General features: G+C 47.6%; 21 protein-coding genes. 6 read left to right on the forward strand and 15 right to left on the reverse strand.

Annotation, left to right across the window (positions count from 1 at the left end):
• Positions 1–8 precede the first annotated feature (8 nt).
• The 9 genes from ACYVD3_RS13775 to ACYVD3_RS13815 all read right to left on the reverse strand — a co-directional run bounded on the left by ACYVD3_RS13775 (position 9) and on the right by ACYVD3_RS13815 (position 12,591).
• Positions 9–1,709, reverse strand: coding sequence for a DUF4091 domain-containing protein (locus ACYVD3_RS13775; RefSeq protein WP_460643098.1), 1,701 nt, complete (start codon positions 1,707–1,709; stop codon positions 9–11).
• A gap of 22 nt (positions 1,710–1,731) precedes the next feature.
• Entirely contained in the window at positions 1,732–2,556 is an 825-nt protein-coding gene (locus ACYVD3_RS13780) for a carbohydrate ABC transporter permease (protein WP_460643099.1), read from the reverse strand.
• Positions 2,553–3,434 carry a carbohydrate ABC transporter permease gene (locus ACYVD3_RS13785; protein ID WP_460643100.1) on the reverse strand — a complete coding sequence of 294 codons (882 nt, stop codon included), beginning with the start codon at positions 3,432–3,434 and terminating at the stop codon, positions 2,553–2,555. Before ACYVD3_RS13785 ends, ACYVD3_RS13780 begins: the two co-directional genes overlap by 4 nt.
• 72 nt (positions 3,435–3,506) lie before the next feature.
• A complete protein-coding gene (locus tag ACYVD3_RS13790) occupies positions 3,507–4,826 on the reverse strand; it encodes an ABC transporter substrate-binding protein (protein WP_460643101.1) in 1,320 nt (439 codons plus the stop codon).
• Positions 4,827–5,447: 621 nt separating this feature from the next.
• Positions 5,448–7,430 carry an ATP-dependent zinc metalloprotease FtsH gene (gene ftsH, locus ACYVD3_RS13795; protein WP_460643102.1) on the reverse strand — a complete coding sequence of 661 codons (1,983 nt, stop codon included), beginning with the start codon at positions 7,428–7,430 and terminating at the stop codon, positions 5,448–5,450.
• Between the two features lie 143 nt (positions 7,431–7,573).
• On the reverse strand, positions 7,574–8,554 hold the full coding sequence (locus tag ACYVD3_RS13800) for an ABC transporter permease (protein WP_460643103.1): 981 nt from the start codon (positions 8,552–8,554) through the stop codon (positions 7,574–7,576).
• Between the two features lie 15 nt (positions 8,555–8,569).
• The gene (locus tag ACYVD3_RS13805) at positions 8,570–9,670 is read right to left on the reverse strand and encodes an ABC transporter permease (RefSeq protein ID WP_460643104.1); all 1,101 of its coding nucleotides are present in this window, start codon (positions 9,668–9,670) and stop codon (positions 8,570–8,572) included.
• A complete protein-coding gene (locus ACYVD3_RS13810; protein WP_460643105.1) occupies positions 9,663–11,195 on the reverse strand; it encodes an ABC transporter ATP-binding protein in 1,533 nt (510 codons plus the stop codon). The genes ACYVD3_RS13805 and ACYVD3_RS13810 overlap by 8 nt, the downstream gene beginning before the upstream one ends.
• Positions 11,196–11,310: 115 nt before the next feature.
• Entirely contained in the window at positions 11,311–12,591 is a 1,281-nt protein-coding gene (locus ACYVD3_RS13815) for a BMP family ABC transporter substrate-binding protein (RefSeq protein ID WP_460643106.1), read from the reverse strand.
• Positions 12,592–12,898: 307 nt separating this feature from the next.
• On the opposite strand from ACYVD3_RS13815, the gene ACYVD3_RS13820 reads away from it, so the two are divergent.
• The 6 genes from ACYVD3_RS13820 to ACYVD3_RS13845 all read left to right on the forward strand — a co-directional run bounded on the left by ACYVD3_RS13820 (position 12,899) and on the right by ACYVD3_RS13845 (position 19,765).
• On the forward strand, positions 12,899–14,503 hold the full coding sequence (locus tag ACYVD3_RS13820; protein ID WP_460643107.1) for a CTP synthase: 1,605 nt from the start codon (positions 12,899–12,901) through the stop codon (positions 14,501–14,503).
• A gap of 216 nt (positions 14,504–14,719) precedes the next feature.
• The gene (locus ACYVD3_RS13825; protein ID WP_460643108.1) at positions 14,720–15,898 is read left to right on the forward strand and encodes an ABC transporter substrate-binding protein; all 1,179 of its coding nucleotides are present in this window, start codon (positions 14,720–14,722) and stop codon (positions 15,896–15,898) included.
• A gap of 233 nt (positions 15,899–16,131) precedes the next feature.
• Entirely contained in the window at positions 16,132–17,013 is an 882-nt protein-coding gene (locus ACYVD3_RS13830; protein WP_460643109.1) for a branched-chain amino acid ABC transporter permease, read from the forward strand.
• A gap of 10 nt (positions 17,014–17,023) precedes the next feature.
• Positions 17,024–18,202 (forward strand): branched-chain amino acid ABC transporter permease, encoded by a 1,179-nt coding sequence (locus tag ACYVD3_RS13835; protein ID WP_460643110.1) that lies wholly within the window; start codon positions 17,024–17,026, stop codon positions 18,200–18,202.
• The gene (locus ACYVD3_RS13840; protein WP_460643111.1) at positions 18,202–19,068 is read left to right on the forward strand and encodes an ABC transporter ATP-binding protein; all 867 of its coding nucleotides are present in this window, start codon (positions 18,202–18,204) and stop codon (positions 19,066–19,068) included. Before ACYVD3_RS13835 ends, ACYVD3_RS13840 begins: the two co-directional genes overlap by 1 nt.
• Positions 19,055–19,765, forward strand: a complete 711-nt coding sequence (locus ACYVD3_RS13845) for an ABC transporter ATP-binding protein (RefSeq protein WP_460643112.1) — start codon at positions 19,055–19,057, stop codon at positions 19,763–19,765. The genes ACYVD3_RS13840 and ACYVD3_RS13845 overlap by 14 nt, the downstream gene beginning before the upstream one ends.
• 78 nt (positions 19,766–19,843) lie before the next feature.
• Here the strand turns inward: ACYVD3_RS13845 and ACYVD3_RS13850 are convergent, their stop codons facing one another.
• From ACYVD3_RS13850 to infB, 6 genes are all read right to left on the reverse strand, one after another.
• Positions 19,844–20,887, reverse strand: a complete 1,044-nt coding sequence (locus tag ACYVD3_RS13850; protein WP_460643113.1) for a C40 family peptidase — start codon at positions 20,885–20,887, stop codon at positions 19,844–19,846.
• A gap of 58 nt (positions 20,888–20,945) precedes the next feature.
• Positions 20,946–21,899, reverse strand: coding sequence for a riboflavin biosynthesis protein RibF (gene ribF / locus ACYVD3_RS13855; RefSeq protein WP_460643121.1), 954 nt, complete (start codon positions 21,897–21,899; stop codon positions 20,946–20,948).
• A gap of 256 nt (positions 21,900–22,155) precedes the next feature.
• Positions 22,156–23,061 (reverse strand): tRNA pseudouridine(55) synthase TruB, encoded by a 906-nt coding sequence (gene truB, locus ACYVD3_RS13860; protein WP_460643114.1) that lies wholly within the window; start codon positions 23,059–23,061, stop codon positions 22,156–22,158.
• A 12-nt stretch (positions 23,062–23,073) separates the two neighbouring features.
• Entirely contained in the window at positions 23,074–24,024 is a 951-nt protein-coding gene (locus ACYVD3_RS13865) for a DHH family phosphoesterase (RefSeq protein WP_460643115.1), read from the reverse strand.
• Positions 24,025–24,036: 12 nt separating this feature from the next.
• On the reverse strand, positions 24,037–24,399 hold the full coding sequence (gene rbfA, locus ACYVD3_RS13870; RefSeq protein ID WP_460643116.1) for a 30S ribosome-binding factor RbfA: 363 nt from the start codon (positions 24,397–24,399) through the stop codon (positions 24,037–24,039).
• Between the two features lie 88 nt (positions 24,400–24,487).
• Positions 24,488–26,595, reverse strand: a 2,108-nt coding sequence (infB, locus tag ACYVD3_RS13875) for a translation initiation factor IF-2 (RefSeq protein WP_460643117.1), incomplete at its 5' end; no start/stop codon positions are given.

Genomic DNA, 26,595 nt, shown 5'->3' on the forward strand with positions numbered 1-26,595 from the left:
GACTTCTGTTATGATATCCTCTTAATGATTTCCCGGTTTATCTTCCGGCGCAGTTCAAACAGATAATTACTGCTGGAGGGGTATGACTTAAACGTCATTTTTTTCTTCTCCCCCTCCAGAATCAAAGACTCCACGGTTTCCCGGCTTGACAAACTTTCCAGTAACTCCATGGCCCGCAGGTCATAAAAAGCTTCCATCTGTACCTGGTTCCTGATGGAGGAAACCACACTGCCTCCCTCTCCCGGATACACCAGATAAGGATCTCCGGAAGGAAATCCATAGCCTGCATGGGTTTCCACATAAGGGTCAATATGCCGGAGGGAGAAAGCAGAATTATAAAAATTGTAGCCCCAATGCAGGAATCCCTTGATGCGGTACAGGTACATCAGCACTCCCATGATCCGGTTTCTCGCACTTGGCATAGCATAGAACCGGTTTGGCACATCCACACATTGTACGCAGCAATAATACACCCACAGATCCTCCACACCATGGTCAATAAATGGCTGGATATGGTCATCAGCCGGAATAGGGTGCTCTACGATACCCTGCTTGTAAAATTCGTAGCTGCTGAGCGCATCCACAATGGTATATCCCTCTAACAGATCAGTAACCTGTTTTTTGGCTGTCAGATAACTCTTAAGATGTTCTTCCCCAGGCTCATCCGAAATATGGAAAAACAGTTGGTTCTTCTCATATCCCAGATCTGCCAGCTTCCCTAAAAGCGCTGGTACAAAGCTTTCCAGAAAATGCCGGTACTCTGGGGAAACAGCTTCTACCTCCCAGCCAAAGATCTGCTCCATGCCGTTCTCTGTTTCAGCAATGATCTTTGGTGTGGCATGTGCTCCCCACTGGGTAAAGAAATGAGCGATTTCCAGATTCTGAATCCCATATTTCCTGCATAGCTTACACCACCGCTCCAGTTGACCAAAGCCGAAACGGTACTGCCCTTTTTCCCGTATCACCTCCACCAACTGGACGGTTGTCCTGGTCCCTCCTACTGCCGTATCCAGCGGCTGTGTAAAAACAGGCGTCAGCAGTAAGTTGATCCCGCACTCTTCTCCTGCAAAACGGATATAGTTCTCAACAATCTGCCAGTGCTCCTCACTAAAAGCCTCAACCTTATAATAGTCCGCCAGACAATCCGCATGAAACCACTCTGTATGCAGAAGTCTCTGCTCCGGTAAGACCGCCGGAAGTACCTGCAGCTCCAAGGTCTGCTTCCAGTTCTGTTCCACTGCATGGGGATTATGGATGATCACGCCGTTTGCATAAGTTGTCACCTCTTCCGCTTCTGCCGTAATTGTTATCTCATGGCTCCCCGCCTCCAGATTCCCCAGATCAATATCAATCCAGACGCTTCTCATCTGACCGGGAACAGGAATCACCGTGCCGTCAAAAGGTAACAGCACATCCGGGAACATGCCCGCTTTGGTAGTTATATAATTTGTATCATATTCCGCATAACAGGGATAATCCGAAGGCACCAGTCCCACCTTCCTCATTCTCGCCTCTGCACCGGATACCTGGATGCGAAATCTCTGCTGCGGCATCCCCCGCTCTCCGTCCAGGGCAGTATATACCAACTGAAAAGATACTATTTCATTCCTAAATCCCTCCAGCTTCCATCCCGGTTTCCATGTTTCCGGCATACAATCCGGAAATACCTTTTCCAGGGAATGTGTCAAAAAAAACTCGTAATATACCATAGATAAAAATCCTCCTTTTTTGTTATCCTTTGATTCCGCTCATGGCAATTCCTTCCACAAACTGTTTTTGAAGGAAAATATACAGAAGAAATGGCGGCAAAAAGGCCAATGTGGAGCCTGCCATCACCAAGCCGTAGTTGGTTGAATAGCTTCCCTTCAGCGCAGAAATGGCAAGTGTCAACGTCTGCATTTCCGGTTTCGTCACGATTACCAACGGCCAGAGGAAATCATTCCAGCAGGTGATAAAGGTAAAAATCATTAAAGATATCATGACCGACTTAATCAGCGGTATCACGATAGAAATAAATATCCGGTTCTCACCACATCCATCAATTCTGGCTGCTTCCAGAAGCTCATCCGGTATGGTCACCATAAACTGCCTGATCAAAAAAACACCAAAGGCATTGATAATCGGTAAAAACAGCGCCGGGTAAGTATTCATGAGCCCCAGCTTTTTCATGATGGTAAATACCGGAATCAACGTTACCTGCCCTGGAATCATCAATGTGGCAAGATAGAGGTTAAACAACTGGTCTCGAAACGGAAACTTCTTCTTGGCAAAAGCATAGGCCGCCATTGAAGAGATGACGCAATTGAGCACACAGGCAGAAACAGTCACGATGATACTGTTGGCCAGATTGGTGGCCAGATTGAAATTCCGGAATACGCGGTTATAATTAATAAAGCTGAAATCTGCATTTTCAAAGTTTAAATCCAGCACTGTTTTCTGTGTCAATGATACCAGCATCATATAGATAAAAGGAGCCATAGCCAGAAGCGCAGCAAATAAAAGAACTGCCCCGATGATGATTTTGAATATCCAGCCTTTCTTGTCCGCGTTCCTCATGCTGCCTCCTCCCCTCTGTCCTTTAATAATAATTTCTGCACAAAGGATATAAACAGTACAAATACAAACATCAGCAGGGCGATGGCACTTGCATATCCCATGTTATATTCCTTAAATGCCGTATTATAAATTGTCAGCACCAATGTAACCGTGCTCATACCAGGACCGCCTCCTGTCATGGTATACACCAGATCAAACACCTGAAATGACCAGATCGTACCCAGGGTCACAACCAGGAATGTCACGCTGGACAAGCTGGGAAGTGTAATATATATAAAGTTCTGTACCGGTGATCCACCATCCACCTCAGCCGCTTCATACAAGCTCCGTGGAATGTTCATGATTCCCGCATAATAAATCACCAGAAAGTATCCTACGTTCTTCCAGATGTTGGTAATGCAGATACTGATAAGTGAAGTAGATTTTCCGCCCAGCCAGTTAATATGGGGAATGCCCAAAAATCCCAGCACATAATTCACAACACCGGTGGGGCTTAACAGAATCGACCATAAAGTTCCAACCAGGATCGCGGAGGCGATAACGGGAATAAATAACGAACTTTTCACAAAATTCCCAAATCTGGTTTGGAACTGTTCTGCAATAACTGCCGCAAATATCAACGAAAGTATCGTCTGGGCTGGCACTGTGATCAGCGTAAATATAGCTGTATTCTTCAACGACGCCCAAATATAAGAATCCTTAAGCATCCTGGCATAATTTTTAAGACCAACGAACTGGGCTGGCTGCAAAACATTATATTTTGTAAAGCTGAAATAAACATTCATGATAATGGGGATTAAAGAAAAGACCATAATCAGTATAAAGCTGGGCAGCACATATGCAATACCGGTTAAAGCCTCTTTTTGTTTGCTCTTCATAGACTTCCCTTCCTTTTGCCTGTATAAAGTTCTGCCTGACGAATCAGATTCTGTCAGGCAGATCATGGACTACTAATTAATACTTTCAGAATATTCTACTGTTTTCTGAATCGCCTCTTCCGGCGTTAAATCTCCCAGCATCATCAACTGTAAATTCTTGTATAAAGTATCCATAACTTTAAAGGAACCATTTGCAACAGGCAGGGTATGTAAATATTCATTCTGAGTCTCATACATATCCTTAAACGCCGGGTTATCATTATATTCCTCATCCTTGGTAATCGGAGGAAATCCGGCAATCTCTGTATGGAAGCTGGACATCACGGCCGCAGACGTCATGTACTTAATAAGGTCCACTGCTAATTCTTTATTTTTGCATGCATTGCTTACAATCAGTGCATCGGATGCTACCCATGTAGCCTTTGTCTTTTTCTCAAAACTGGGGATAAATGACCAGTTGATGCCAGCATCAGTTAATACACCTGCTGATTTTGCATCCATAGAAGCTACTGCTATACGGTCTTCACAGAACTGGGCTCTCACATCATCTCCGGACAACGCCAGACTTTCATCTGTAAGCACACCGTATTTGAATTTCAAATCATAAAGGAACTGCGCTGCCTCCACGGCTGCTCCATTGTCCATCAAAGCAACCTTACTGCCGTCTTTATTATAGATATCTCCGCCGGCCTGCCATAAATATGGATAATAGATGTTATTTAATGCACCGATTGCCGGATCCGCCCATTCCTGTGCAAAAGGTATTACATTTCCTAAATTGGCTTCTTTCACCTGTACCAGCACCTTGGTCAGTTCATCCCATGTCTCCGGCAGCTCTGTAACTCCTGCTGCCTTTAAAATGTCCATGTTGAAATATGGAATTCTCGCATTTCCTACAATAAATGGAATGGCATACTGTCCGCCCTTCATGTTCCCCTGATCGAAATAAAGATAATTATCCTTCTCTTCCTGTGTGAAATAACTGTCAACATCTGCCAGTGTTCCCATCTCAATAAAATCATTGAACATCTCCAGATACATATAGCCTACATCCGGGCCTTCGCCGGAGGAGAAGCCTGTGAGATATTTTTCTTCATAATTACCCCATGGTGTAATTTCAATGGACAGTTTTACATTGTTCTCTTCCGCCCAAGGCTCTAGCGTTTTAGTCCAGAATTCCTTATCCAGGGAATCTCCTGTTCCAAATGGGGGCATCCATAACAGAAGATTTGTCTTCTCCCCTTTATCTGCTCCTTTTGTGCTGTCTGCATCACTGCTTACACTGCTTGCCACTGCACTTGTTTCTCCATCCGCTCCTTTTCCGCACCCTAATAGAGAAACACCCGTCATTGCCGTAACCAACAAAACACCCAATACTTTTTTTGCTTTCATAAGCTCGCTCTCCTTCTCTGTTCTCCTTTTGTTACTGCTTCGTACGCACTCTTATCTTAGCAGATTATTTTAAAATCTTAAATGTTCCATTTTTTATGGGTTTAAGCATTTATTATATGATTCAGCATTAAAAATCATATTTTATGTGATTAATTTACATTTTTTTAGTTTTTTACATACACTTTTTTCGTTACTATGCACTTAACTCGTTATTTTTTATTGGTCATTGTGTAAAAATTGTATATTTGAGCAATATGCCAATGCCACTCTCAACTCCCCTGCCCTCCCAATCTTAAGCGGCAGGGTCTTCTTTCTTACTTCTTATTGTAAAATGTTCTTATGCATTATAAATACATTCTCAAAATTAAAGCCACTAACCGACTTGAAGGATTACAAAACAATTGCAGCAGATGAATCACATCATCTGCTATTTGTCATACAAAAAAAGAAAAGGCTGCAGCAGAAGCTAATTAAAACTCCCTGCTGCGCCCTTTCTTTAATGGACTGTTTGATAAACTTAATAACATTGGCTTTAGAGGTATCATATCATAGTTCCATTAGATGTTTTTATATCCTCTTTTCTATTAAACAAATAAACCGGCTGCCTGATGATCTTAAGCCTTAATTCTTAACATCTCCCACATCAAAATGAGATTCCTTTGGCTCCTCTTTTTCCTCTGTCCAATCGGAAAGATCGTCTTCCTCTTCCTTTGGCTTTTCTGCTTTTTCAGAATCCTTGTTCTGTTCCACAGGCTCGGGAATTCCCTTTGCCTCCCGGAATATTTTCATGAATTCCTTACCGGTGATGGTCTCTCTTTCGATGAGGAATTCCGCGATCTTATCCATTACATCACGGTTTTCCGACAAAAGGCTCTTGGCCTCTTCATAAGCTTCTTTCAGCATCTTCATGACTTCATCATCAACCTGGGAAGCAGTCGCTTCCGCGCAGTTCATTACGGTCCGCCCGCTTAAGTACTGGTCTTCCTTGGTCGCCAGCCCCATAAGGCCGAATTTCTCTGACATACCGTACTGGGTGATCATGGCGCGGGCCACCTTTGTGGCCTGTTCAATATCATTGGCCGCACCGGTAGTAACGGTGTCAAAGATGATCTCTTCTGCCGCACGGCCGGCCAGATAGCCTACCAGCATGGCATGAAGCTCTTTTCTGGAATTTAAGAACTTCTCTTCCTCCGGAACATGCATCACGTATCCCAATGCCCCCATGGTCCTTGGAACAATGGTGATCTTCTGTACAGGCTCCGAATCCTTTTGCAGGGCGCTGACCAAAGCATGGCCCACCTCGTGGTAAGAAACAATGCGCCGCTCCTCTTTATTAAGAACACGGTCTTTTTTCTCCTTGCCTACAAGCACCACTTCCACTGCCTCAAACAAGTCCTTCTGGGCCACGGAATGGCGGCCGTTTTTTACCGCCAGGATAGCGGCTTCATTGATCATGTTGGCAAGGTCGGAACCAACGGCTCCTGAGGTTGCCAGAGCTATGGCATCTAAGTCAACAGTATCGTCAAGGAGCACATCCCTGGCGTGAACCTTTAAAATATCCACACGGCCCTTTAAATCCGGCTTATCCACAATGATCCGGCGGTCAAAACGGCCGGGTCTGAGAAGGGCCGGGTCCAGGATCTCCGGGCGGTTGGTGGCTGCCAGCACCAAAAGTCCCTTGGAGGAATCAAAGCCATCCATCTCCGAAAGAAGCTGGTTTAAGGTCTGCTCCCTTTCATCATTTCCTCCGCCGAATTTGGAGTCACGGCTCTTTCCGATGGCATCCACTTCATCAATAAAAATAATACAGGGAGCAGATTCCTGGGCCTGCTTAAACAAATCCCGGACACGGGAAGCTCCCACGCCTACAAACATCTCTACAAAATCAGAACCGGACAGAGAATAAAAAGGTACATGGGCCTCACCTGCAACCGCTTTGGCCAACAGGGTTTTTCCCGTTCCCGGAGGGCCTACAAGAAGGGCTCCTTTGGGAAGCTTAGCACCGATCTTTGTATATTTTCCAGGATTGTGGAGGAAGTCCACGATCTCTGTTAAGGATTCCTTTGCCTCATCTTCTCCCGCTACATCCTTAAAGGTAATACCTGTTTCCTTTTGCACATAGACCTTGGCGTTGCTCTTTCCTACACCCATAAGCCCGCCGCCGCCGACTCTGCGCATCATGAAGTTCAAAAGGAATCCCATGGCAGCAAACAAAAGCAGGTAGCTGACAATGGTCTGAATGAAAAAATTGCCGTCACGGCGGGTTCTTAAGGTTTCCACCCCGGCGGTGCGAAGGCGCTCCGCAAGATTTAGATCGTTGTCCATTCTTACGGTATAATAAGTAACGCCAGGCTTATATCCCTCCCAGGTCTTCTTGGGATTTATAGTGATCTTTGAATCCTCCACATTAACCGATTCCACCTGCTTGTTATCTACCATATTCATAAAGGTGTCATAACTCAGTTCCTTATTGGTCCTCGTTGTAATCGCATTGTGCAGGTAAGAAATCCCTGCTACCGCAATAAGAAACGCCATGACCCATATGGCGATTGCCTGGGTGTTCTTCGGCATCTTATTATTATTATTCTGATTCTTGTTATCCATCTGTGTAAATTCTCCAATCCGGATAGATTCTACCCATTCTATACCTCTATCATTATAGTGTCAGTCTCCCCATAAATCAAGAAAAGAATTATAAAATCCTTATAAACACCCAGGCTGGTTTTATTTAACAGCAATAATATTTTTTAACGTTCTTCCCGGAAATAAGCCTGCCCAAGACTTTCCGGCGGCTGATGTTCCCTCTTCTTTCTTAAACTGGTAATAATAAGCACAATGATCGTAACCCCGTAAGGCAGCGCCTTGAATATTTCCTGGGCGCCCCGGTCAAGTCCCGGTATGTAAAGGTAAAGAATATATAATCCGCCAAACAGGATGGAACCCCAGATGGCATTCACCGGTTTCCAGAGGGCAAAGATAACAAGTGCGATGGCAAGCCAGCCCCTGTCACCGAATCCATTGTTCGTCCATGTCCCGCCGGAATATTCCATGACAAAATACAGTCCGCCAAGTCCGCTTAAACCTCCTCCGATGCAGGTTGCCGCATATTTGTAGGCTGTTACGTGAATGCCGGCCGCATCCGCAGTTGCTGGGTTTTCTCCCACAGCTCTTAAATTCAGTCCTTTTCTGGTTTTGTTTAGGAAAAAGGAAAGTATTACAGCCAGAGCGATCCCCAGATAAGTCAGAAAACCGTAGGAAAACAGCGCCTGACCCATAACTCCAAGCTTTGACAGACCAGGAACCGGTGTTTTAAAGGCTGCTCCGGTCACTGCAACGGAAATCTGCCCTACACCTCCGGCAAGCTTTGATAAGGAGCCTCCGAAGAAATTGCCGAAGCCCACTCCAAATGTGGTGAGGGCAAGGCCGGTCACGTTTTGATTGGCTCTTAAGGTAATGGTCAGAATGCTGTAGATCAATCCGCCAAAAGCCGCGCAGAAAAAGGCACACAGGAAGGAGATTGCCACGCCTGCCAGACCGTTGGGATCTGCTGTGGAATTTTCATATAAAAATGCGCCCATCAGGCCTGCAATGCCTCCCATATACATCATACCCGGAATTCCAAGATTTAAGTTGCCGGATTTTTCCGTGAGGATCTCTCCCAAGGCACCATACAGGATGCCGATTCCCTGCCCGATGGCCTTTTGTATAAATATAACCAAAAATCCCATGTTTTCGTCTCCTCTCTAATCTGCTGCGGACTGATTTCCGCCCCGGATTTTTACCTTGTAATCAATAAAGAATTCACAGCCCAGAATAAAGAACAGAATAATCCCCGTTATTACATCAGAAGCATTTTCATTTAAATTGAACTGAGAGGCGATCTGACCGGCGCCCTTTTGCATGAACACAAGGAAAAAGGATACCAGGATCATGGAAAAGGTATTGAACTTGCTGAGCCAGGAAACGATGATCGCCGTAAAGCCCCTGCCTCCGGCCGTGCTGGTGGATATGGTGTGGCTGGCTCCGCTGACTATGATGAATCCGGCGATCCCGCATACTGCCCCGGAAAGAGCCATGGTTCTCAAAATAACTTTTTTCACGTTAATGCCCGCATATCGGGCCGTGTTGGTACTCTCACCCACAACGGAAATTTCGTATCCGTGCTTGCTGTATTTTAAATAAAGAAACATGGCGGCTGCAAGTGCCAGGACGATCACCATGTTCCAGCCGTATTCCAAGCCAAACAGCCTGGGCAGCCAGCCGCCCTTTGTGGAGGAATTGATGGTTCCCACGGAATTGGACCCCTTGGGGTTTTCCCAGAAAATAATCCCATAGGTAACCACCTGCATGGCCACATAATTCATCATCAGGGTGAACAGGGTCTCATTGGTATTCCAGAAAGCCTTGAAAAAAGCGGGAATGACTGCCCAGGCCATGGCAGCCAGAACGCTTCCCAGAAACATCAGGGGAAACAGGACAAAGATCGGAAGAGAGTTTCCAAAATAGATCATCATGGCAGCCGAAGTAACTCCGCCTATGAGTACCTGTCCTTCCGCCCCGATATTCCAGAACCTCATTTTAAATGCAGGTGTGATGCCTATTGCAATGCACAAAAGGACCAGTGTATCCCGGATGGTCATCCAGGCCCGCCGCTTTGTGCCCACAGCTCCTTCAAAAATCCCCTTGTAAACCTCCATGGGGTTAAGTCCCGTAAGAGCGATGATCACCACCCCGCAGACGATCAAAGACAGCAAAACTGCTGTAAGCCGGATCATCCATGCCTTCCAGGGTTCCATGGTCTCCCTTTTTGCCATTTGGAAAACCGGTTCTTTTCCCTTACTCATTTCTGCTACCTCCTTCCTTCATCATCAGCCGTCCAATTTCCTCTTTGGCGGCTGTCCTGCCATCCACGATGCCGCTTATTTTTCCGCCGCACATGACAAGAATCCTGTCACACAGCTCCATGAGCACATCCAGATCTTCGCCCACGCACAGGACCGCTGTTCCCTGTTTTTTCTGCTGGTTCAGCAAATGGTAAATGGTATAAGAGGAATGGATATCCAGTCCCCGGACCGGATAAGCCACCAGAAGCACTGCAGGAGCAGAAGAAATCTCCCGTCCCACCAGCACCTTCTGCACATTTCCCCCTGACAGCCTCCCCACGGGAACGGCAGTTCCGGGAGTCGCGATCTCCAGCTCGTGAATGAGGCGCTCCGCCAGAGCCTTTGGGGATTTCCGGTCCGTAAAAAAGGAACGCCCCTTTTGGTAGCTTCTTAACATCATATTATCCGTTAAGTCCATGGAACCTACCAGTCCCATGCCCAGCCGGTCCTCCGGCACAAAGGAGAGCCTGACTCCGGCCCTTGCTATTTGGGCTGCCGTCATGGAAGTCAGCTCCTTCTCTCCCCCTTCGGCTGGGTAGTATGCAATGGAACCTTCTTTTGCCGGTATCAGACCGGCAATGGCCTCTAAAAGCTCCCTCTGGCCGCTGCCTGCTACTCCTGCGATACCCAGGATCTCACCGCCGTTTGCGGTAAAGGAGGCATTTTCCAGAGTCTTTACCCCTTCCTTGCCAAGACAGGTAAGCCCCTTGACATGCAGCCGCTTTTCCGGTGCTGCCGGATCAGGACGCTCAATGTTTAAACTTATCTTCTTTCCTACCATCATCTCCGTTAAAGACGCTTCCGTAGCCTCCTCTGTTGGGATTGTTCCTATGTACCGGCCCTTGCGCAGCACGGATACCCTGTCAGACAGTGCCAGCACTTCATGAAGTTTATGGGTGATGATGATGATGGAATGCCCTGCCTTTCTCATATTGTGCAGCACCGCAAACAGCCTGTCAGCTTCCTGAGGTGTTAAAACGGCGGTAGGCTCATCAAGGATCAGAAGCCCCACTCCCCGGTATAAAAGCTTTACGATCTCAACGGTCTGCTTCTGGGAAACAGACATGGTATAGATCTTCTGGTGGGGGTCCAGCTCAAATCCATATTTCCCTGTAAGTCTGTTTATTTTTTCCGCAACAGCCTTACGGTCCAGAAGCTCCCTTCCGGGAAGGCCCAGAATGATATTCTCTGCTGCAGTAAGTACCTCCACCAGCTTAAAATGCTGATGGATCATGCCGATCCCTAAGTCAAAGGAATCCTTTGGAGACCGGATGGTGACCTCTTTTCCATCTATGGAGATCTGGCCCTCATCGGGATAATAAATGCCGGAGATCATATTCATGAGGGTGGTCTTCCCGCTTCCGTTCTCACCAAGAATGGACAGAATCTCTCCCCGCTTTACCGACAGGCAGACTTTGTCGTTGGCAACTACTTTTCCAAACCGTTTGGTGATATTTTTCAATTCAATGGCATAATTCTCCTTCACCCGGTTAACCTCCCTTTCCTATTTTCCTGTATTTCCCATTCTCTTATTTAACAGCAAAAAGCGGAACCGGAATCTCCGGCGCCGCTTTTAAGCCTGACACATTCCTGCAGGACATTTAGTTACCAATGGTCGTTATGCCATCAATTAAAATGTCAAATGCCGGCGCGGAACCATGTTCAGACTCATGGAAATAACCGTCTGCGATATATTCCACATCGCTTCCGTCCTTCTTATAGGTTTCCATTTTTTTGCCTTCTACGGTAAATGCAGAAGTATCAAACACATGAAGAGTTCCTGCCTTCAGTGCATCCTCCACTTCCTTCACCTTTTCCTCGGTTCCGGGAGCGATTACATCCTTATTAAGTTCTGTAATGGAATTTGCTCCTTCTTTGTAGCCCTGACACCAGTCAGTGTCAAAGGATTTACCGTCGATGACGCTCTGTACCCCATAGGTCACATATGGGCCCCAGTCAATGGAAGCGGAAGTAAGTGCGGTTTTCGGAGCGGTGGCTGTCATGGAAATATTATAGCCCACACAAGGAATGCCGGCTGCCTCACAGGCAGTAGGAGCTCCGGTGGTATCCGCATGCTGGCTGATCAAAACACAGCCGTCGGAAATCAGGGCGTCGGCCGCCTCCTTCTCAAGGTCAAAGCTTGCCCAGCTATTTGTGTACTTTACTTCCATCACGGCCTCCGGAGAGATGGAACGAACTCCTAAAAAGAAGGAGGTATAGCCGCTGATAACCTCAGCATAAGGATAAGCACCTACATAGCCGATCTTAACGGCGTCCTTACTTACCTTGCCCTCTTCGATCATCTGGTTTATTTTAAGGCCTGCCACAACACCAGATACGTAACGGGATTCGTATACATTGGTAAAATAGTTGTGCATGTTGCTTAATCCGCTTAAAGCAGCCTGATATCCAGTGGCATGGCAGAACTGCACATCCGGATACTCCTTTGCAGCTTCCAGAATATAGGATTCATGGCCAAAGCTGTTGGCAAAAATAATGCTGCAGCCCTGGTCAGCCAGATCCATGGCTGCATCCTTACAGGTCTCATCCTCGGGAACATTCCATTTTATGATGATCTGGTCATCGGACAGCCCCAAAGCTTCCTTCATCTCCGTTGCCCCCTTATAATGGGCAGCCGTATATCCTTCGTTTTCATCGCCAATGTAAATAAAGCCTACCTTTATACCTTCCTTGGCGATCCCTCCCGGGGAAACGTCTTCCTTGGTCTCTGCCCCAGTGGTATCTTCTTTCTCAGATTCTGCGGCCTGTGCCTCTGTCTTTTCCCCGGCAGCAATGGTTGGGGCGGCTGAGTTCTTGCAGGCCGATAAAGACAATGCCATGAGACTTGCCAAAGCCAGGCAAACCAATTTCCTTAGTTTCATAATCTTCTCCTCCTTAAGCATAAGTTCCGGCCAATTACAAAAAGCGCCAGGTTCAGCCTTTGGCTCACCTGACGCAATTGTCACGACCTTATGAAAATAAAATACATTCCCCAGTATAGGCATCCTTCTTTCTCCTGTCAATCATAATTCTTATTTCCTTGGAATCGAACCTAATCGAAACTTATTCCAAAGCTGCCGCTTAATAATCGAAAGTTTTTTCAATGCCACTAGATTTTTTGATCAAATGGGTGTATAATTTCTTTTTTAAAAATATCCCCATACCATCAAAGAAGGAGGTTACACTGTTATGTCAGTGAAATACGTATTTGTCACCGGGGGCGTTGTGTCCGGGCTGGGCAAAGGTATTACCGCAGCATCCCTTGGACGGCTGTTAAAGGCCAGAGGTTATAAAGTCACGATGCAGAAATTCGATCCTTACATCAACATTGATCCGGGCACCATGAATCCGGTACAGCACGGAGAGGTCTTCGTCACCGAGGATGGTGCAGAAACCGATCTTGACCTTGGCCACTATGAACGGTTTATTGATGAAAACCTGACCCAGAATTCCAATGTTACCACCGGTAAGGTCTACTGGACCGTACTGACCCGTGAACGGCGCGGGGACTTCGGAGGAGGCACCGTACAGGTCATTCCTCACATTACCGACGAAATCAAAAGCCGCTTTCACTGCAGCAACAGCAATTCCTCTGAAACAGAGATCGCCATTATAGAAGTAGGCGGAACCGTAGGCGATATTGAAAGCCAGCCATTCTTAGAAGCGATCCGACAATTCCAACACGAAGCAGGCCACGAGAATGTCATTCTCATCCACGTGACCCTGGTTCCATATCTAAAGGTTTCCGGAGAACTGAAAACCAAACCCACCCAGTCCAGCGTAAAAGACTTACAAGGAATGGGAATCCAGCCCGACATCATCGTATGCCGTTCCGAACTGCCCCTTGATGACGGGATCCGAAGCAAAATCGCACAATTCTGTAACGTTCCCAAGACCCACGTACTTCAAAACCTGGATGTGGAGGTATTGTATGAGCTTCCTCTTGACATGGAGAATGAGCATTTAGCGGAAGTGGCATGTGAAAGCTTAAACCTCCCATGCCCAAAACCGGACTTAAGAGAGTGGACCTCCATGATCGAAAACTGGAAGCATCCGGAAAAGGAAGTGACAGTCGCCCTGGTGGGCAAGTACATCCAGCTTCACGACGCCTATATTTCCGTAGTGGAAGCATTAAAGCACGGCGGTGTCTTCCACAGGGCCAAGGTTCATATTAAGTGGGTAGATTCCGAGCTTGTAACCGATGAGAACGCTGCCAGCTTCTTCCAGGATGTAAGCGGAATTCTGGTTCCCGGCGGTTTTGGCAGCCGGGGCATTGAAGGAAAGATTTCATCCATCCGTTATGCCAGGGAAAACAACCTCCCATTCCTGGGCCTCTGTCTTGGCATGCAGATGGCCATTGTAGAGTTTGCCCGCCACGTGGCAGGCTTTGGGGATGCCCATACCTCAGAGCTTGATGCAGACACCACTCATCCGGTCATCCATTTAATGCCGGACCAGAACGGCGTTGAGAACCTGGGCGGAACCCTGCGCCTGGGCTCCTATCCATGTATTCTGGACAAGTCTTCCAAGGCTTACCAGGTGTATGGGGAGGAACTGATCCATGAGCGCCACAGACACCGCTATGAAGTAAACAATGACTTCCGTGAAGCCCTGGCAAATGCAGGGATGAAGCTTTCCGGTATCTCTCCTGACGGACGGATCGTGGAAATGGTGGAAATCCCCTCTCACCCCTGGTTCCTGGCCACCCAGGCTCATCCGGAATTCAAATCAAGACCCAACAGGCCTCATCCCCTGTTCCGGGAATTCATCCGCGCGGCCATTGAAAACCTATAAACCACCGGGTGCAAATATAAAAAGGAAGTCCAGTCTCTTATCAAAGGGATTAGACTTCCTTTTTTGTTGTAAAATTACTATTTTTATTAAAATTATTAATTTCTTTCATTTTTTTCTTGCACTTTTTCTATCTTCTGTATATAATATAATGCAGCGTGTATCCACACGAGAGACAGTTGTGTTTGTATGAGATACACATAAAGGAGGATAATCATTATGAAATTGAAAAAAGTATTTGCACTCACTCTTACAGCATGTATGAGCGCAAGCCTGATCGCCGGCTGCAGCTCAAGCTCCTCTTCTTCTGCTTCCGGCGGGGCAAAGGTCGTTAAGATCGGGGTATTTGAACCTACCACCGGAGAAAACGGTGGCGGCGGTTTTCAGGAAGTCCTGGGAATGCGCTACGCAAACCAGACTCATCCAACGGTTAAAATCGGAGGAGAGGAGTATAAGGTGGAATTAGTGGAAGTAGATAATAAATCCGATAAAACAGAAGCCGTCAACGCAGCGCAGAAGCTTGTGAGCGAAAAGGTTTCCGTTGTGCTGGGAAGCTACGGATCCGGCGTTTCCATTGCCGCAGGACAGATATTTGCAGATGCCAAGATCCCTGCCATCGGCGCTTCCTGTACCAACCCTCAGGTAACCCAGGGAAATGATTTCTATTTCCGCGTATGCTTCCTGGATCCGTTCCAGGGTACGGTCATGGCTAACTATGCCAACGACAACGGGGCAAAGACGGCTGCCGTTATCACCCAGTTAGGAGATGATTATTCCTCCGGCCTTGGTTCCTTCTTTAAAACAGCGTTTACAGGCTTAGGCGGTACCGTTGCAAGTGAAGAACAGTTCCAGACCAACCAGACCGATTTTAAGGCAATCCTTACAAATATCAAAGCTCAGAACCCTGATATCATCTTTGCGCCATCTTCCATTACCACGGCTCCTCTCATCATCAAGCAGGCCCGTGAGCTTGGAATTACAGCTACCATTGCTGCCGGCGATACCTGGGAGAACTCCACCGTCATTGAAAACGCAGGCAATTCTGCAGAGGGCGTAGTACTTTCCACCTTCTTTGACGAAGCAGAACCTGCCAACGAAGAAGCAGCTTCCTTCATCTCCGGCTTTAAGACCTACTTAAAGGATAATAAGCAGGATGAGATCATTCCGGCAGTATCCGCACTTGGTTACGATGCTTACCTCTGTGCATTAAAGGCCATTGAAACAGCAGGCTCCACAGACGGCACTGCTGTCCGCGATGCATTAAAGGGCATATCCCTTGACGGAGTTACCGGAAGCATATCCTTTGATGAAAACGGAGATGCCAAGAAAGACATGGCATTCATCAAAACCATTGAAAACGGCAAGTTCAAATTCTTAACAACTACTACGGTAAAATAATCACAGATACCGTGACAATGCAGTCATTATCAGATGAGTGGGGACGTATTTCCTTCCCCACTCGTTCCATTTGCCCGGGCAATGAGCCAAAGGAATATGCTTGCATTTTCATTGGGCGAATGCCGCATCAGCTAAGAAAAACCCGCAAAGCGTTTTTTTCTTAGTTTGTAAGCTGAACTGTAACGAATCTTGCTATACAATACATACTCAACAGATAGGAGGCATCTCGCCACATGAGTCTTACAACCTTTTTACAGCAGTGCCTGACCGGTATCTCCCTGGGCGGCGCTTATGCGTTAATTGCCATTGGCTATACCCTGGTTTACGGGATCCTGCGGCTCATCAACTTCGCCCATGGCGACATCTTCATGATGGCCGGTTACTTTATGATATTTGCCATGTCAAGTTTTCCATGGTACATTTCCATTCCAGTGGTATTGCTGGTTACCGTAATATTAGGCGTATCCATTGAACGGGTGGCTTACCGCCCCTTACGCACTGCTCCCAGAATGTCCGTCATGATTTCTGCCATTGGCGTTTCCTACCTTTTGCAGAACCTGGCCACCTATCTGTTCACAGCTCTGCCAAAGGGATATCCGGAAATTCCGTTTCTAAAGAGAATCTACCAGATCGGCGGCCTTTCCGCCTCCTTTGTCACCTTCTTAACGCCAGTCCTGACCCTTGTCATTGTTTATGGGCTTATTATCCTGATCAATAAGACCAAAATAGGCATGGCCATGAGGGCAGTTGCAAAGGATTATGATACCGCCGCCCTTATGGGAATTAAAATCAACCGCATCATCACCTTTACCTTTGCCATTGGCTCCCTTTTAGCCGCCATCGGCTCCGTGCTCTATTTTACGGACCGCATGACCGTATTTCCTTTCTCCGGCGCTCTGCCTGGCTTAAAATGCTTTGTTGCCGCAGTGTTCGGAGGCATCGGCAGCATTCCAGGCGCCGTGATTGGAGGATTTATCCTGGGCCTTGGGGAAACCGCCCTGGTAGCCATGGGATATTCCACCTTCAGCGACGCATTTACCTTTGTTCTGTTAATCGTCATTCTCCTGATCAAGCCTACGGGACTGTTCGGTGAGAAGACGACCGATAAAGTGTGAGGTGCCCTTTATGAAGAAAAATGCAGTTTCCAAAAACAAACTTTATACTCTGATCGCTCTTCTGGTCATCATCGGCCTGCTGTCTTTTTTACAGGCTAACAGCGCCCAGTACAGCTATCAAATCTCCATCCTGGAGCGAAGTGCCATCTATGCGGTGGTTGCCGTTTCCATGAACCTGCTTACGGGTTTTACAGGGTTATTCTCCTTAGGTCAGGCAGGCTTCATGGCAATCGGAGCCTATACTGTGGCCATCCTTACCATTCCGGTTGACAACAGGGCCAGTGTTTACTATGTGAACGGCATTGCTCCCGCCATTGCAAACCTCCACTGCCCCTACTGGCTGGCTCTTATTATCGCAGGACTTCTGGCCGCAGCCATGGCCGCCCTCATCGGCATACCGGTTCTCCGGTTAAAAAGTGATTATCTGGCCATCGCGACCCTGGGCTTTTCCGAGATCATCAGGGCCGTCATCGCGGCTCCCCAGTTAGACACCATTACCAACGGCTCCTACGGACTAAAAAATATCCCCGGGTTTCCCAACCTGTTTGTCGCCTTTGGGCTTTGCGCCCTTTGCATCTTTTTAATGGTCCTTCTCATCAATTCCTCCTACGGAAGGGCATTTAAGGCTATCCGGGAGGATGAGGTGGCTGCCCAGGCCATGGGATTAAACCTGTTCCGCTACAAGGAGCTGGCCTTTGTCATCTCCTCCTTTTTTACAGGCGTAGGGGGAGGACTTTTGGCTATCTTCATGCGTTCCATCGATTCAAAAACCTTCTCCATCAACTTAATCTATGATATCCTGCTGATCGTAGTCCTTGGAGGGATCGGAAGCATTACGGGAAGCATCATCGGTGCCTTCCTGGTCACCGCAGGCAGGGAATGGCTTCGTTTCTTTGATAACCCCCTGGTCATCGGTGGATTCCAGGTTCCCTTGTTCCGCTCCGGTTTCCGTATGGTCATCTTCTCCATTTTATTGATGGCAGTGGTTCTCTTCTACCGCCGCGGCATCATGGGCAGCAATGAATTTTCCTGGGCAGGGCTTGGACGGCTGATACGGCGCGTCCTATCCAGGCTGAAGAGAAAAAGCAAAGCACAGAAGCACCCTGCGGGTATACCTTTACACCCGGTAAAGCGGGGTGGGCCCTGTCCAGAAAGCGTGGACAGCGATGAGAAAGGAGAAAACGCATAATGTCAAAAGCAGAAAAAGCGACTGTCAATGTGCTCCATATGCAGGACATTACCATGCAGTTCGGCGGCGTTGTGGCTGTAAACGGTCTGACCCTTGATGTAAACCAGGGAGAGATTGTGGCCTTAATCGGTCCCAACGGTGCAGGAAAAACAACCGCATTCAACTGTGTTACCGGAATTTATGAGCCTACCTTCGGGCAGGTGGATTTTATGGGGGAAACCATTCTTTCCAATACCCCAAAGGGGAAAATGAAAAAAATGTATCTGGGGGAAGTAACTCCAAGGCCTGTTCCGGTAATCAGCAATACACCGGATGTGATCACAAAAAAGGGCATTGCACGTACCTTCCAGAACATCCGCCTTTTCGGGCAACTGACTGTATTTGACAACGTGCTCATTGCAAAGCACATGCGGGCAAAGCAGAATGTATTTTCCGCCACCCTCCGGTTAAACCGCAGGGAGGAGGAACGGATGCGGGTGGAAACCACTGCCCTTTTAGCGGAACAGAACCTGCTCCACTTAAAGGATGAGATCGCCTCTTCCCTTCCTTATGGCCTCCAGAGGCGTCTGGAGATCGCCAGAGCCCTTGCAACGGAGCCAAAGTTCCTGCTCCTTGACGAACCGGCTGCAGGCATGAATCCCCAGGAGACTCAGGAATTAACTGATTTTATCAAGCAGATCCGGGATTCCTACCATCTTACGGTATTCATGATCGAACACCATATGGATCTGGTCATGCAGATCTCCGACCGCATCTATGTCCTGGATTTCGGAAAGCTGATCGCACATGGAACTCCGGAGGAGATCCAGAACAATGAACAGGTAATTGAAGCATATCTGGGGGTGAGCGACGATGCTGAAGATTGATAATCTGCGAGTGAATTACGGCGGGATTGAAGCCGTTAAGGGAATTTCCTTTGAAGTGCCGGATAAAAGCATTGTGACCCTGATTGGGGCCAATGGAGCCGGAAAAAGCACCACTTTAAAGTCCATTGTGGGACTGGTAAAGCCATCGGCAGGAAGCAGCATCACCCTTGATGGCGAAGAATTGATCGGCAAGGATACGCCGGATATCATATCCAGGGGAATCGCCCTTGTGCCGGAAGGCCGCCATGTGTTTCCGGATATGACCGTCATTGAAAACATCAAGATCGGGGCCTATTTAAGAAATGACGATCTTAAAGAGGATATCGACTGGGTCTATGATCTGTTTCCCCGGCTGAAAGAAAGGAGCTGGCAGCTTTCCGGCACCCTTTCAGGAGGGGAACAGCAAATGCTTGCAGTTGCCAGGGCCCTTATGAGCCACCCAAGGATCCTCATGATGGATGAACCTTCCTTAGGGCTTGCCCCGCTGATCGTAAAGGATATCTTCTCCATTATCCGGGAGATCAACAAAAGGGGAGTAACCGTGCTTCTCATTGAGCAGAACGCCAATATGGCCCTTCATACGGCTGATATGGGCTATGTACTGGAAACCGGCAGGATCACCATGACAGGTTCAGGAAAAATGCTGCTGGCCGATGAGTCGGTAAAAGCGGCTTATCTTGGAAAAAAGAAGGATTAAACACAAAGGTTGCAGACTGACGCCCCCAAGGAAGGGGCCGCCTGTCTGCAACCTTTGTATTTGTTTTTCCTGTCATTGTCACGGGATCACCCGTCGAATGGTAACCGGCTTCCTGTAGTTCCAGGTGGAGATTTTGATTCCGCTCCGCCGGTTTGCTGCATGAACGATCTTTCCTTTTCCAATATACATGGCCACATGGTCGATCTGCTTCCCGCTTGCATAGAACAGCAGATCCCCCGGCTCCATGCTGGAGGCTGGAATGGTCTCTCCCTCTTCGGCCTGTTGCCTGGAGGTACGGTCTAAATGAACTCCTGCAGCATGCTCCATCACGTACTGGATGAAACCGGAGCAGTCCGCCCCTGTATTGGGATTGGTGCCGCCCCACTGGTAAGGGTTCCCCACAAACCCGACTGCATAATTGACAACCTGACTGCGAAGATCACTGCATTTTTCCGCCTCAGGTATGGTGTATGCGATCGTGGCATTTTCCGGTGCATAGGCATAGGCTGTCTGACCCTTATACTGGATCTTTGCCCAGCCTCCGCTGTGGGAAATAAAAGGATAAGTTTCTCCTTCGTGAACCCTGCCCAGTACTTCAGAATCCGTATTCGGTTTGCTGCGGATCCGAAGGGTCTCGGTATTTACCCGGAGCATCAGCTTCATGTCATAATAGGCAATTGCTCTGGCTTCCTGTCCGGTGATCAGGTATTTTCCGTACACATACCCGGTTATCTGCCCTGACTTTATTTTATACCAGCCATTTTCTTCTGACAGCACACTGCTGCCGGCATGGTTTTTTAATTTCCCCACGATTTCCGCATCGTTCTTTGGTTCTTTCCTGATGTTTAAGGAATCCTCCACCACACTCACTCCAAGATTCTGGAAGATTGAGTTGAAAGTTCCATACCTCATTTTTTCCTGCGTAAGATCGGCCGGACCTTTTGATCCCTCCCCTTTCATGGATTCCTGATACTGATCCATATAGACCGAAATTCCCGCCACTGGCGAACCGGTCTTAAGAGAAGGCTCTGATTTTGCGGCCTGTACATCTGCTGTTCCTATCCATACGGTGCAGCCGCATGCAATAGCAAAGCCCAGTACCTTCCATGCTTTGTCAGTCATATGCACTTTCCTTCGCAAGTTATTGATTGTAATTCAGGGAGCCTTTGGCCCTTCCCCTTTACAAACGAGTGATTTGCTGATCTGAAAGAGCCTTTAAATACCGCATCCCGTATTCCCGGTCCTTTCCTATCTGTGCCTTTAATTGCTCCAGCCCTTCAAATTTCCGTTCAGGACGGATGAAATGCAAAAGCTGTACTTCTATAGTCTTTCCATAAATATCCTCGTTTATACCATAAATAAAGGTTTCTGCTCCAACAGGTGAAATTCCCTCTACTGTAGGCTTTCTTCCGATATTGGTAATGCCTCCATAATAAGTACCGTCCACATATACTTTGGACACATACACGCCGAATACGGGAAGGTGCTTCTCCGGCGAAGGTATGATATTGGCCGTAGGAAATCCAAGAACAGCCCCTCCGATGTGGTTTCCATGGACAACGGTCCCATGTATGGCATAAGGTTCTCCCAAAAGTTCGTTAGCCTTTTCCACATTTCCGGCATCCAACTGCTCTCTGATGTAGGTACTGCTGATATCCCGGTGATCATCCTGCTCTTTTGGAATAACGATCAGTTCATATCCGTACCGGTCTTTCCACTGGCAAAGACTGTCTGCATTTCCCGCTCCCTGGTAACCAAAGGAGCAATCCGTGCCAACTACAATGATCCTGGCATTCATCTGGCCTGCCAGAACCTGTTTTACGAATTCCTCCGGCTCCATATGGGCGGTTTCCTCGGTAAAAGGATACTCCACCAGATAATCAATGCCGATCTTCTCCAGATTATTTTTTCTCTCCAGATTGGTGGTGATGACCTTTTGAGGGTTTCCCGCCATGAGAGAATTGGGGGACATGTCAAAGGTGAGAACAGCCGTCTGATACCCTTTTTCTTCCTTTATCTCTCCCATCCGCTTCAACAGCTTCTGGTGGCCTCTATGGCGTCCGTCGAATTTTCCCAGGGTCACGATTGCAGGCTTATGGATCTGAAATTCCCTGGTTCCGGTTATATATTCCATGCTTCGTTTCCTCTTTCTCGCCCATCTTTCCAGGGCATACAGGTATCCTTGGAAGGGGTTTCCTCTTTCCTGCCCGGTTTCCAGGGCATATAGGTATCCCTGGAAGGGGTTTCCTCTTTCTCGCCCATCTTTCCAGGGCATACAGGTATCCCTGGAAGGGGTTTCCTCTTTCTCGCCCATCTTTCCAGGGCATACAGGTATCCCTGGAAGGGGTTTCCTCTTTCTTACTCTGCTTTTTGGGACATCGCAATATACCTTAGGGCGTTCCTCCCAGAAATACCTTCTGAGGCTTAAGAAGATTTCTCTCACTGTCCGGCCTGTAAACTCCAATGAACTGGTCTCTGCTGTCATATACCCTTACAGGTCCGTCCGGAAAACAGGAATCTCCCTCCGCCTGGTTTCTGTAAAAGGGGTTTCCATTGTGTACCAGCTTGTCAAAATCCGGCTTCATCCGAAGAAGCGGATATTCTGAAAACACCTTGTCCACGGCAAGGATGTGGTCCTCCAGTGCCCCTTCATCCCGAAGTTCCTCAATCCGGGAAAGGGTCAGGCTGTCCTCTAAGCAAAACCAGGAAACCTGAGTGCGGAGAAGGGATTCCATGCACCCTCCGCAGCCAAGCTTCCTTCCAATGTCATAGCAAAGGGTCCTGATGTAGGTTCCCTTGGAACAAGTCACCGTCATGGTAACCCGCGGAAGCTCTATCCGGTCCACATGGATCTCTAAAATCTCCACAGGTCTGGCTTTCCGCTCCACTTCTTTTCCGGCTCTTGCCAGCTCATAAAGCTTTTTCCCATCCACCTTTAAGGCAGAATACATAGGCGGTATCTGGTCGTAATGGCCCAGAAAGCTGAGAACGGCTTCCTTTACCGTGGCCTCATCTGCCTGAACCGGATATTCTGCCAAAACCTTTCCCGTGGTATCCTGGGTATCGGTTTCCTTGCCTAAGAGTAAGACCGCCTCATAGGTTTTGGTCTTATCCGTCAGCATATCACAAAGCTTGGTCGCCTTACCCAGGCATACGGGAAGTACTCCCTCTGCCATTGGGTCCAGGGTTCCTGTATGGCCGATCTTTTTCTGCTTTAAAATACCTCTCATTTTCGCCACGACGTCATGAGAGGTAAATCCTTTTTCCTTGTATACATTAATAATTCCGTCTGCCATTGCCCATATCTCCTAGTCAAGCTGTTTTACAATCTGATTGGACAGATTGTTGATCACGTCATGAACGCTTCCTGTCATGGTACATCCGGCCGCTTTTTTGTGACCGCCTCCGCCGAAATAAACGGCAATTTTGCTCACATCAAGATTCGTGGTGGAACGCAGGCTCACCTTGTACTCCCTGCAGGAGGTTTCATACATGAATATGGCGCATACCACTCCCTCCGTGATCCGGAGATGATCAATGACTCCATCCATATCTGCGCTGGTGACGCCGTAAAAATCCATATCCTTTTTGCTTATGGCGCTGAAAATGCACTGGCTGTCATGAAAGGTTATGCTCTCCAGTAAAGCCCTGCCCAGGATCTGGTTCTGAATATTAGTCTTCCGGTAAAAACTGTCATCAATGATCTTTGGAAAGTCAATTCCCTTTTCCATCAGCTTTCCTGCGATCTCCATGGTTTTTCTTGAAGTGCAGTCATATTTAAACACTCCCGTATCATGGATGATGCCGGTATAAATGCATTCCGCCACGTCCCTGCTGATCCTGTTTTCATCAAGAAGGCCGTAAAGCACCTCGCAGGTGGAGCTGGCATCATCCTGTACGATATTTTTTTCTGCATATTTTAAATTGGTAACGTGATGATCCACGCAGAGGCTCTTTTTTGCGGTAGTTAAGAACTTTAATGCCTCTCCAAACCGGAGGGTATCGCTACTGTCAAGGCATAGACAGAGATCGTATTCCTTATCCTCTGAAAAGTCGCTGACAATACGGTCAAAATTCCTGAGATAGTTAAATTTTGAAGGAGGAGTCTCAAGATAAACCACAGCTTCTACTTCCGGGTGATGCTCTTCCAGGTAGTTGTATGCCGCCAGACAGGAACCAATGCAGTCCCCATCGGGACGGACATGACCAATGATTGCTACTGTTTTTACATCTTCCAGCATTGCGTCAAAAAAACTCACAAGGGCACCTCCCTATTCTTTGATATCTTTTGTTACCTCGTCGATCAATTTGGACATGTTCACTCCATACTCAATGGACTGGTCCAGAATGAATTTGATTTCCGGTGTGTTGCGAAGGTTCACTCTCCTGGCCAATTCACGGCGAATGTAGCCTTCCGCACTCTTTAATCCATCGATAGTAGCCTTTCCGGCTTCCTCATCTCCCAGAATACTGATAAATGCCTTGCAGTATTTTAAATCCGGAGTCACCTGGGTGGAAACCACAGTGGTCATGGGATGGATTCTAGGGTCTTTGATTTCCAGACGGATGATCTCACTCAGTTCCCTCTGGACCTCCATATTGATTCTTGTATTCTTTATACTGTTTTTACGCATGTTATTCCTTTCGCTTTTTGTCCACTGTTTCAAAAAGACCAGCCCGCAGTTACGGGCTCATCTCTTCAAAAATCCGGTGAGCAGGTTCCTAGCGAGGAACCTCCACCATGGCATATGCTTCTATTATATCATCTTCCTGAATATCATTAAACTTCTCAAATACAAGACCGCATTCGTAGCCTGTTGCAACTTCCTTCACATCATCCTTAAATCTCTTTAAGGAAGCCAGCGGACCATCATAGATTTTTTCACCGGCACGTGTAATGCGGACACTGCAGCCTCTCTGGAACTTGCCATCCATTACGTAGGAGCCTGCAATGGTGCCTATACCGGAAGCCTTAAAGGTCTGGCGCACAACTGCATGGCCGATGATCTGCTCTTCAAACACCGGATCAAGCATGCCCTTCATGGCTGCTTCCACATCCTCAATAGCCTGATAGATTACCTTGTAAAGCCTCATATCCACCTTTTCCCGTTCAGCTATGGATTTTGCGGTTACATCGGGCCTTACGTTAAAACCGATAATAATGGCATTTGATGCAGAAGCCAGGGAAACGTCGGATTCATTGATGGCACCTACGCCTCCGTGAATTACCTTTACCATAACCTCTTCATTGGACAGCTTCACAAGGCTTTGTTTTACCGCTTCCACAGAACCCTGTACATCAGCCTTTACAATGATTGGAAGTTCCTTAATGTTGCCGGCCTTGATCTGGGTGAATAAGTCATCCAGTGATAACTTAGCTTTTGTATCTTCCAGTAATTTATTCTTTCCTTCAGAAATAAATGTCTCAGCAAAGCTTCTTGCTTCTTTCTCATGATCGGTTCCAACCAGGACTTCCCCTGCATTAGGAACGTCGTTAAGTCCTAAAATCTCAACCGGTGTGGATGGACCTGCCTCTTTTACTCTGCGGCCCTTGTCATCCATCATGGCACGGACTTTTCCGTAGCAGGAGCCTGCAGCAACCGTATCGCCCACGCGAAGGGTTCCTTTTTGAACCAACACGGTAGCAACCGGTCCTTTGCCCTTATCAAGCTCTGCCTCAATGATCAGGCCTCTTGCCCGGCGGTCCGGATTTGCCTTTAATTCCTTCACTTCTGCGGTGAGAAGAATCATTTCCAGAAGTTCTTTAATTCCTTCTTTTGTATGAGCGGAAACCGGAACAAAGACGGTGCTTCCGCCCCAATCCTCAGAAATCAGCTCATATTCGGATAATTCCTGTTTTACCTTGTCAATGTTGGCACTTGGCTTATCGATCTTATTAATAGCCACAATGATCTCCACTTCGGCTGCCTTGGCATGATTGATCGCCTCTATAGTCTGAGGCATCACGCCATCATCGGCTGCTACCACAAGAATGGCGATATCAGTGGACTGAGCGCCTCTCATACGCATGGCGGTAAACGCTTCATGGCCCGGAGTATCCAAAAATGTGATCTTCTCTCCGTTTACCTCAACGGTGTAAGCACCAATATGCTGTGTGATTCCGCCTGCCTCTCTGGAGGTTACATTGGTCTGGCGGATGGCGTCAAGAAGAGAAGTTTTACCGTGGTCAACATGGCCCATGACGCAAACTACCGGAGGTCTGGAAATCATATCCGCCATATTTTCATCTGCCTCTTTTAACAGTTCTTCAATAACATCTATTTTTATTTCTTTCTCGCAGAGAACATTATATCCCATGGCGATCTCTTCTGCCTGGTCATAATCGATTTCCGTATTAAGGGTAACGATTTTACCCTGTAAAAACAGTTTCTTTACAATGGCAGACGGCTGAAGCTTCATCTTCTCAGCCAGTTCCTTAATGGTCATGATATCCGGGAGAGTTATGGTCTTTACCTCTTCTACCTTAGGCTCTGCATGCATCGGAGGCTGAACCGGAACCTTTAACGGCTTTCCGCCCTTAAGCTGTGCCCTTTTCTTGGCCTCGTCATCTTTATCTCTCTTATCAAATCTGTCATTTTTATAAGCGTTCTTTGTGGCTCTGTTGCTGGTAGGCTTTGCCTGGATGGGTGTATCAAAACCTGTCTTTGGAGCAGCATCTCTGCCTGTACGCGGTCCCTGAGGTCTTCCGTCACGGTTGCCCTGATAGCCTCCCTGACCCTGTGGCCGGTTGCCCTGGTAACCTCCCTGGCCTGGTGGCCGGTTGCCCTGGTAGCCTCCCTGACCCTGTGGCCGGTTGCCCTGGTAGCCTC

The organism is Lacrimispora brassicae (assembly GCF_054772055.1).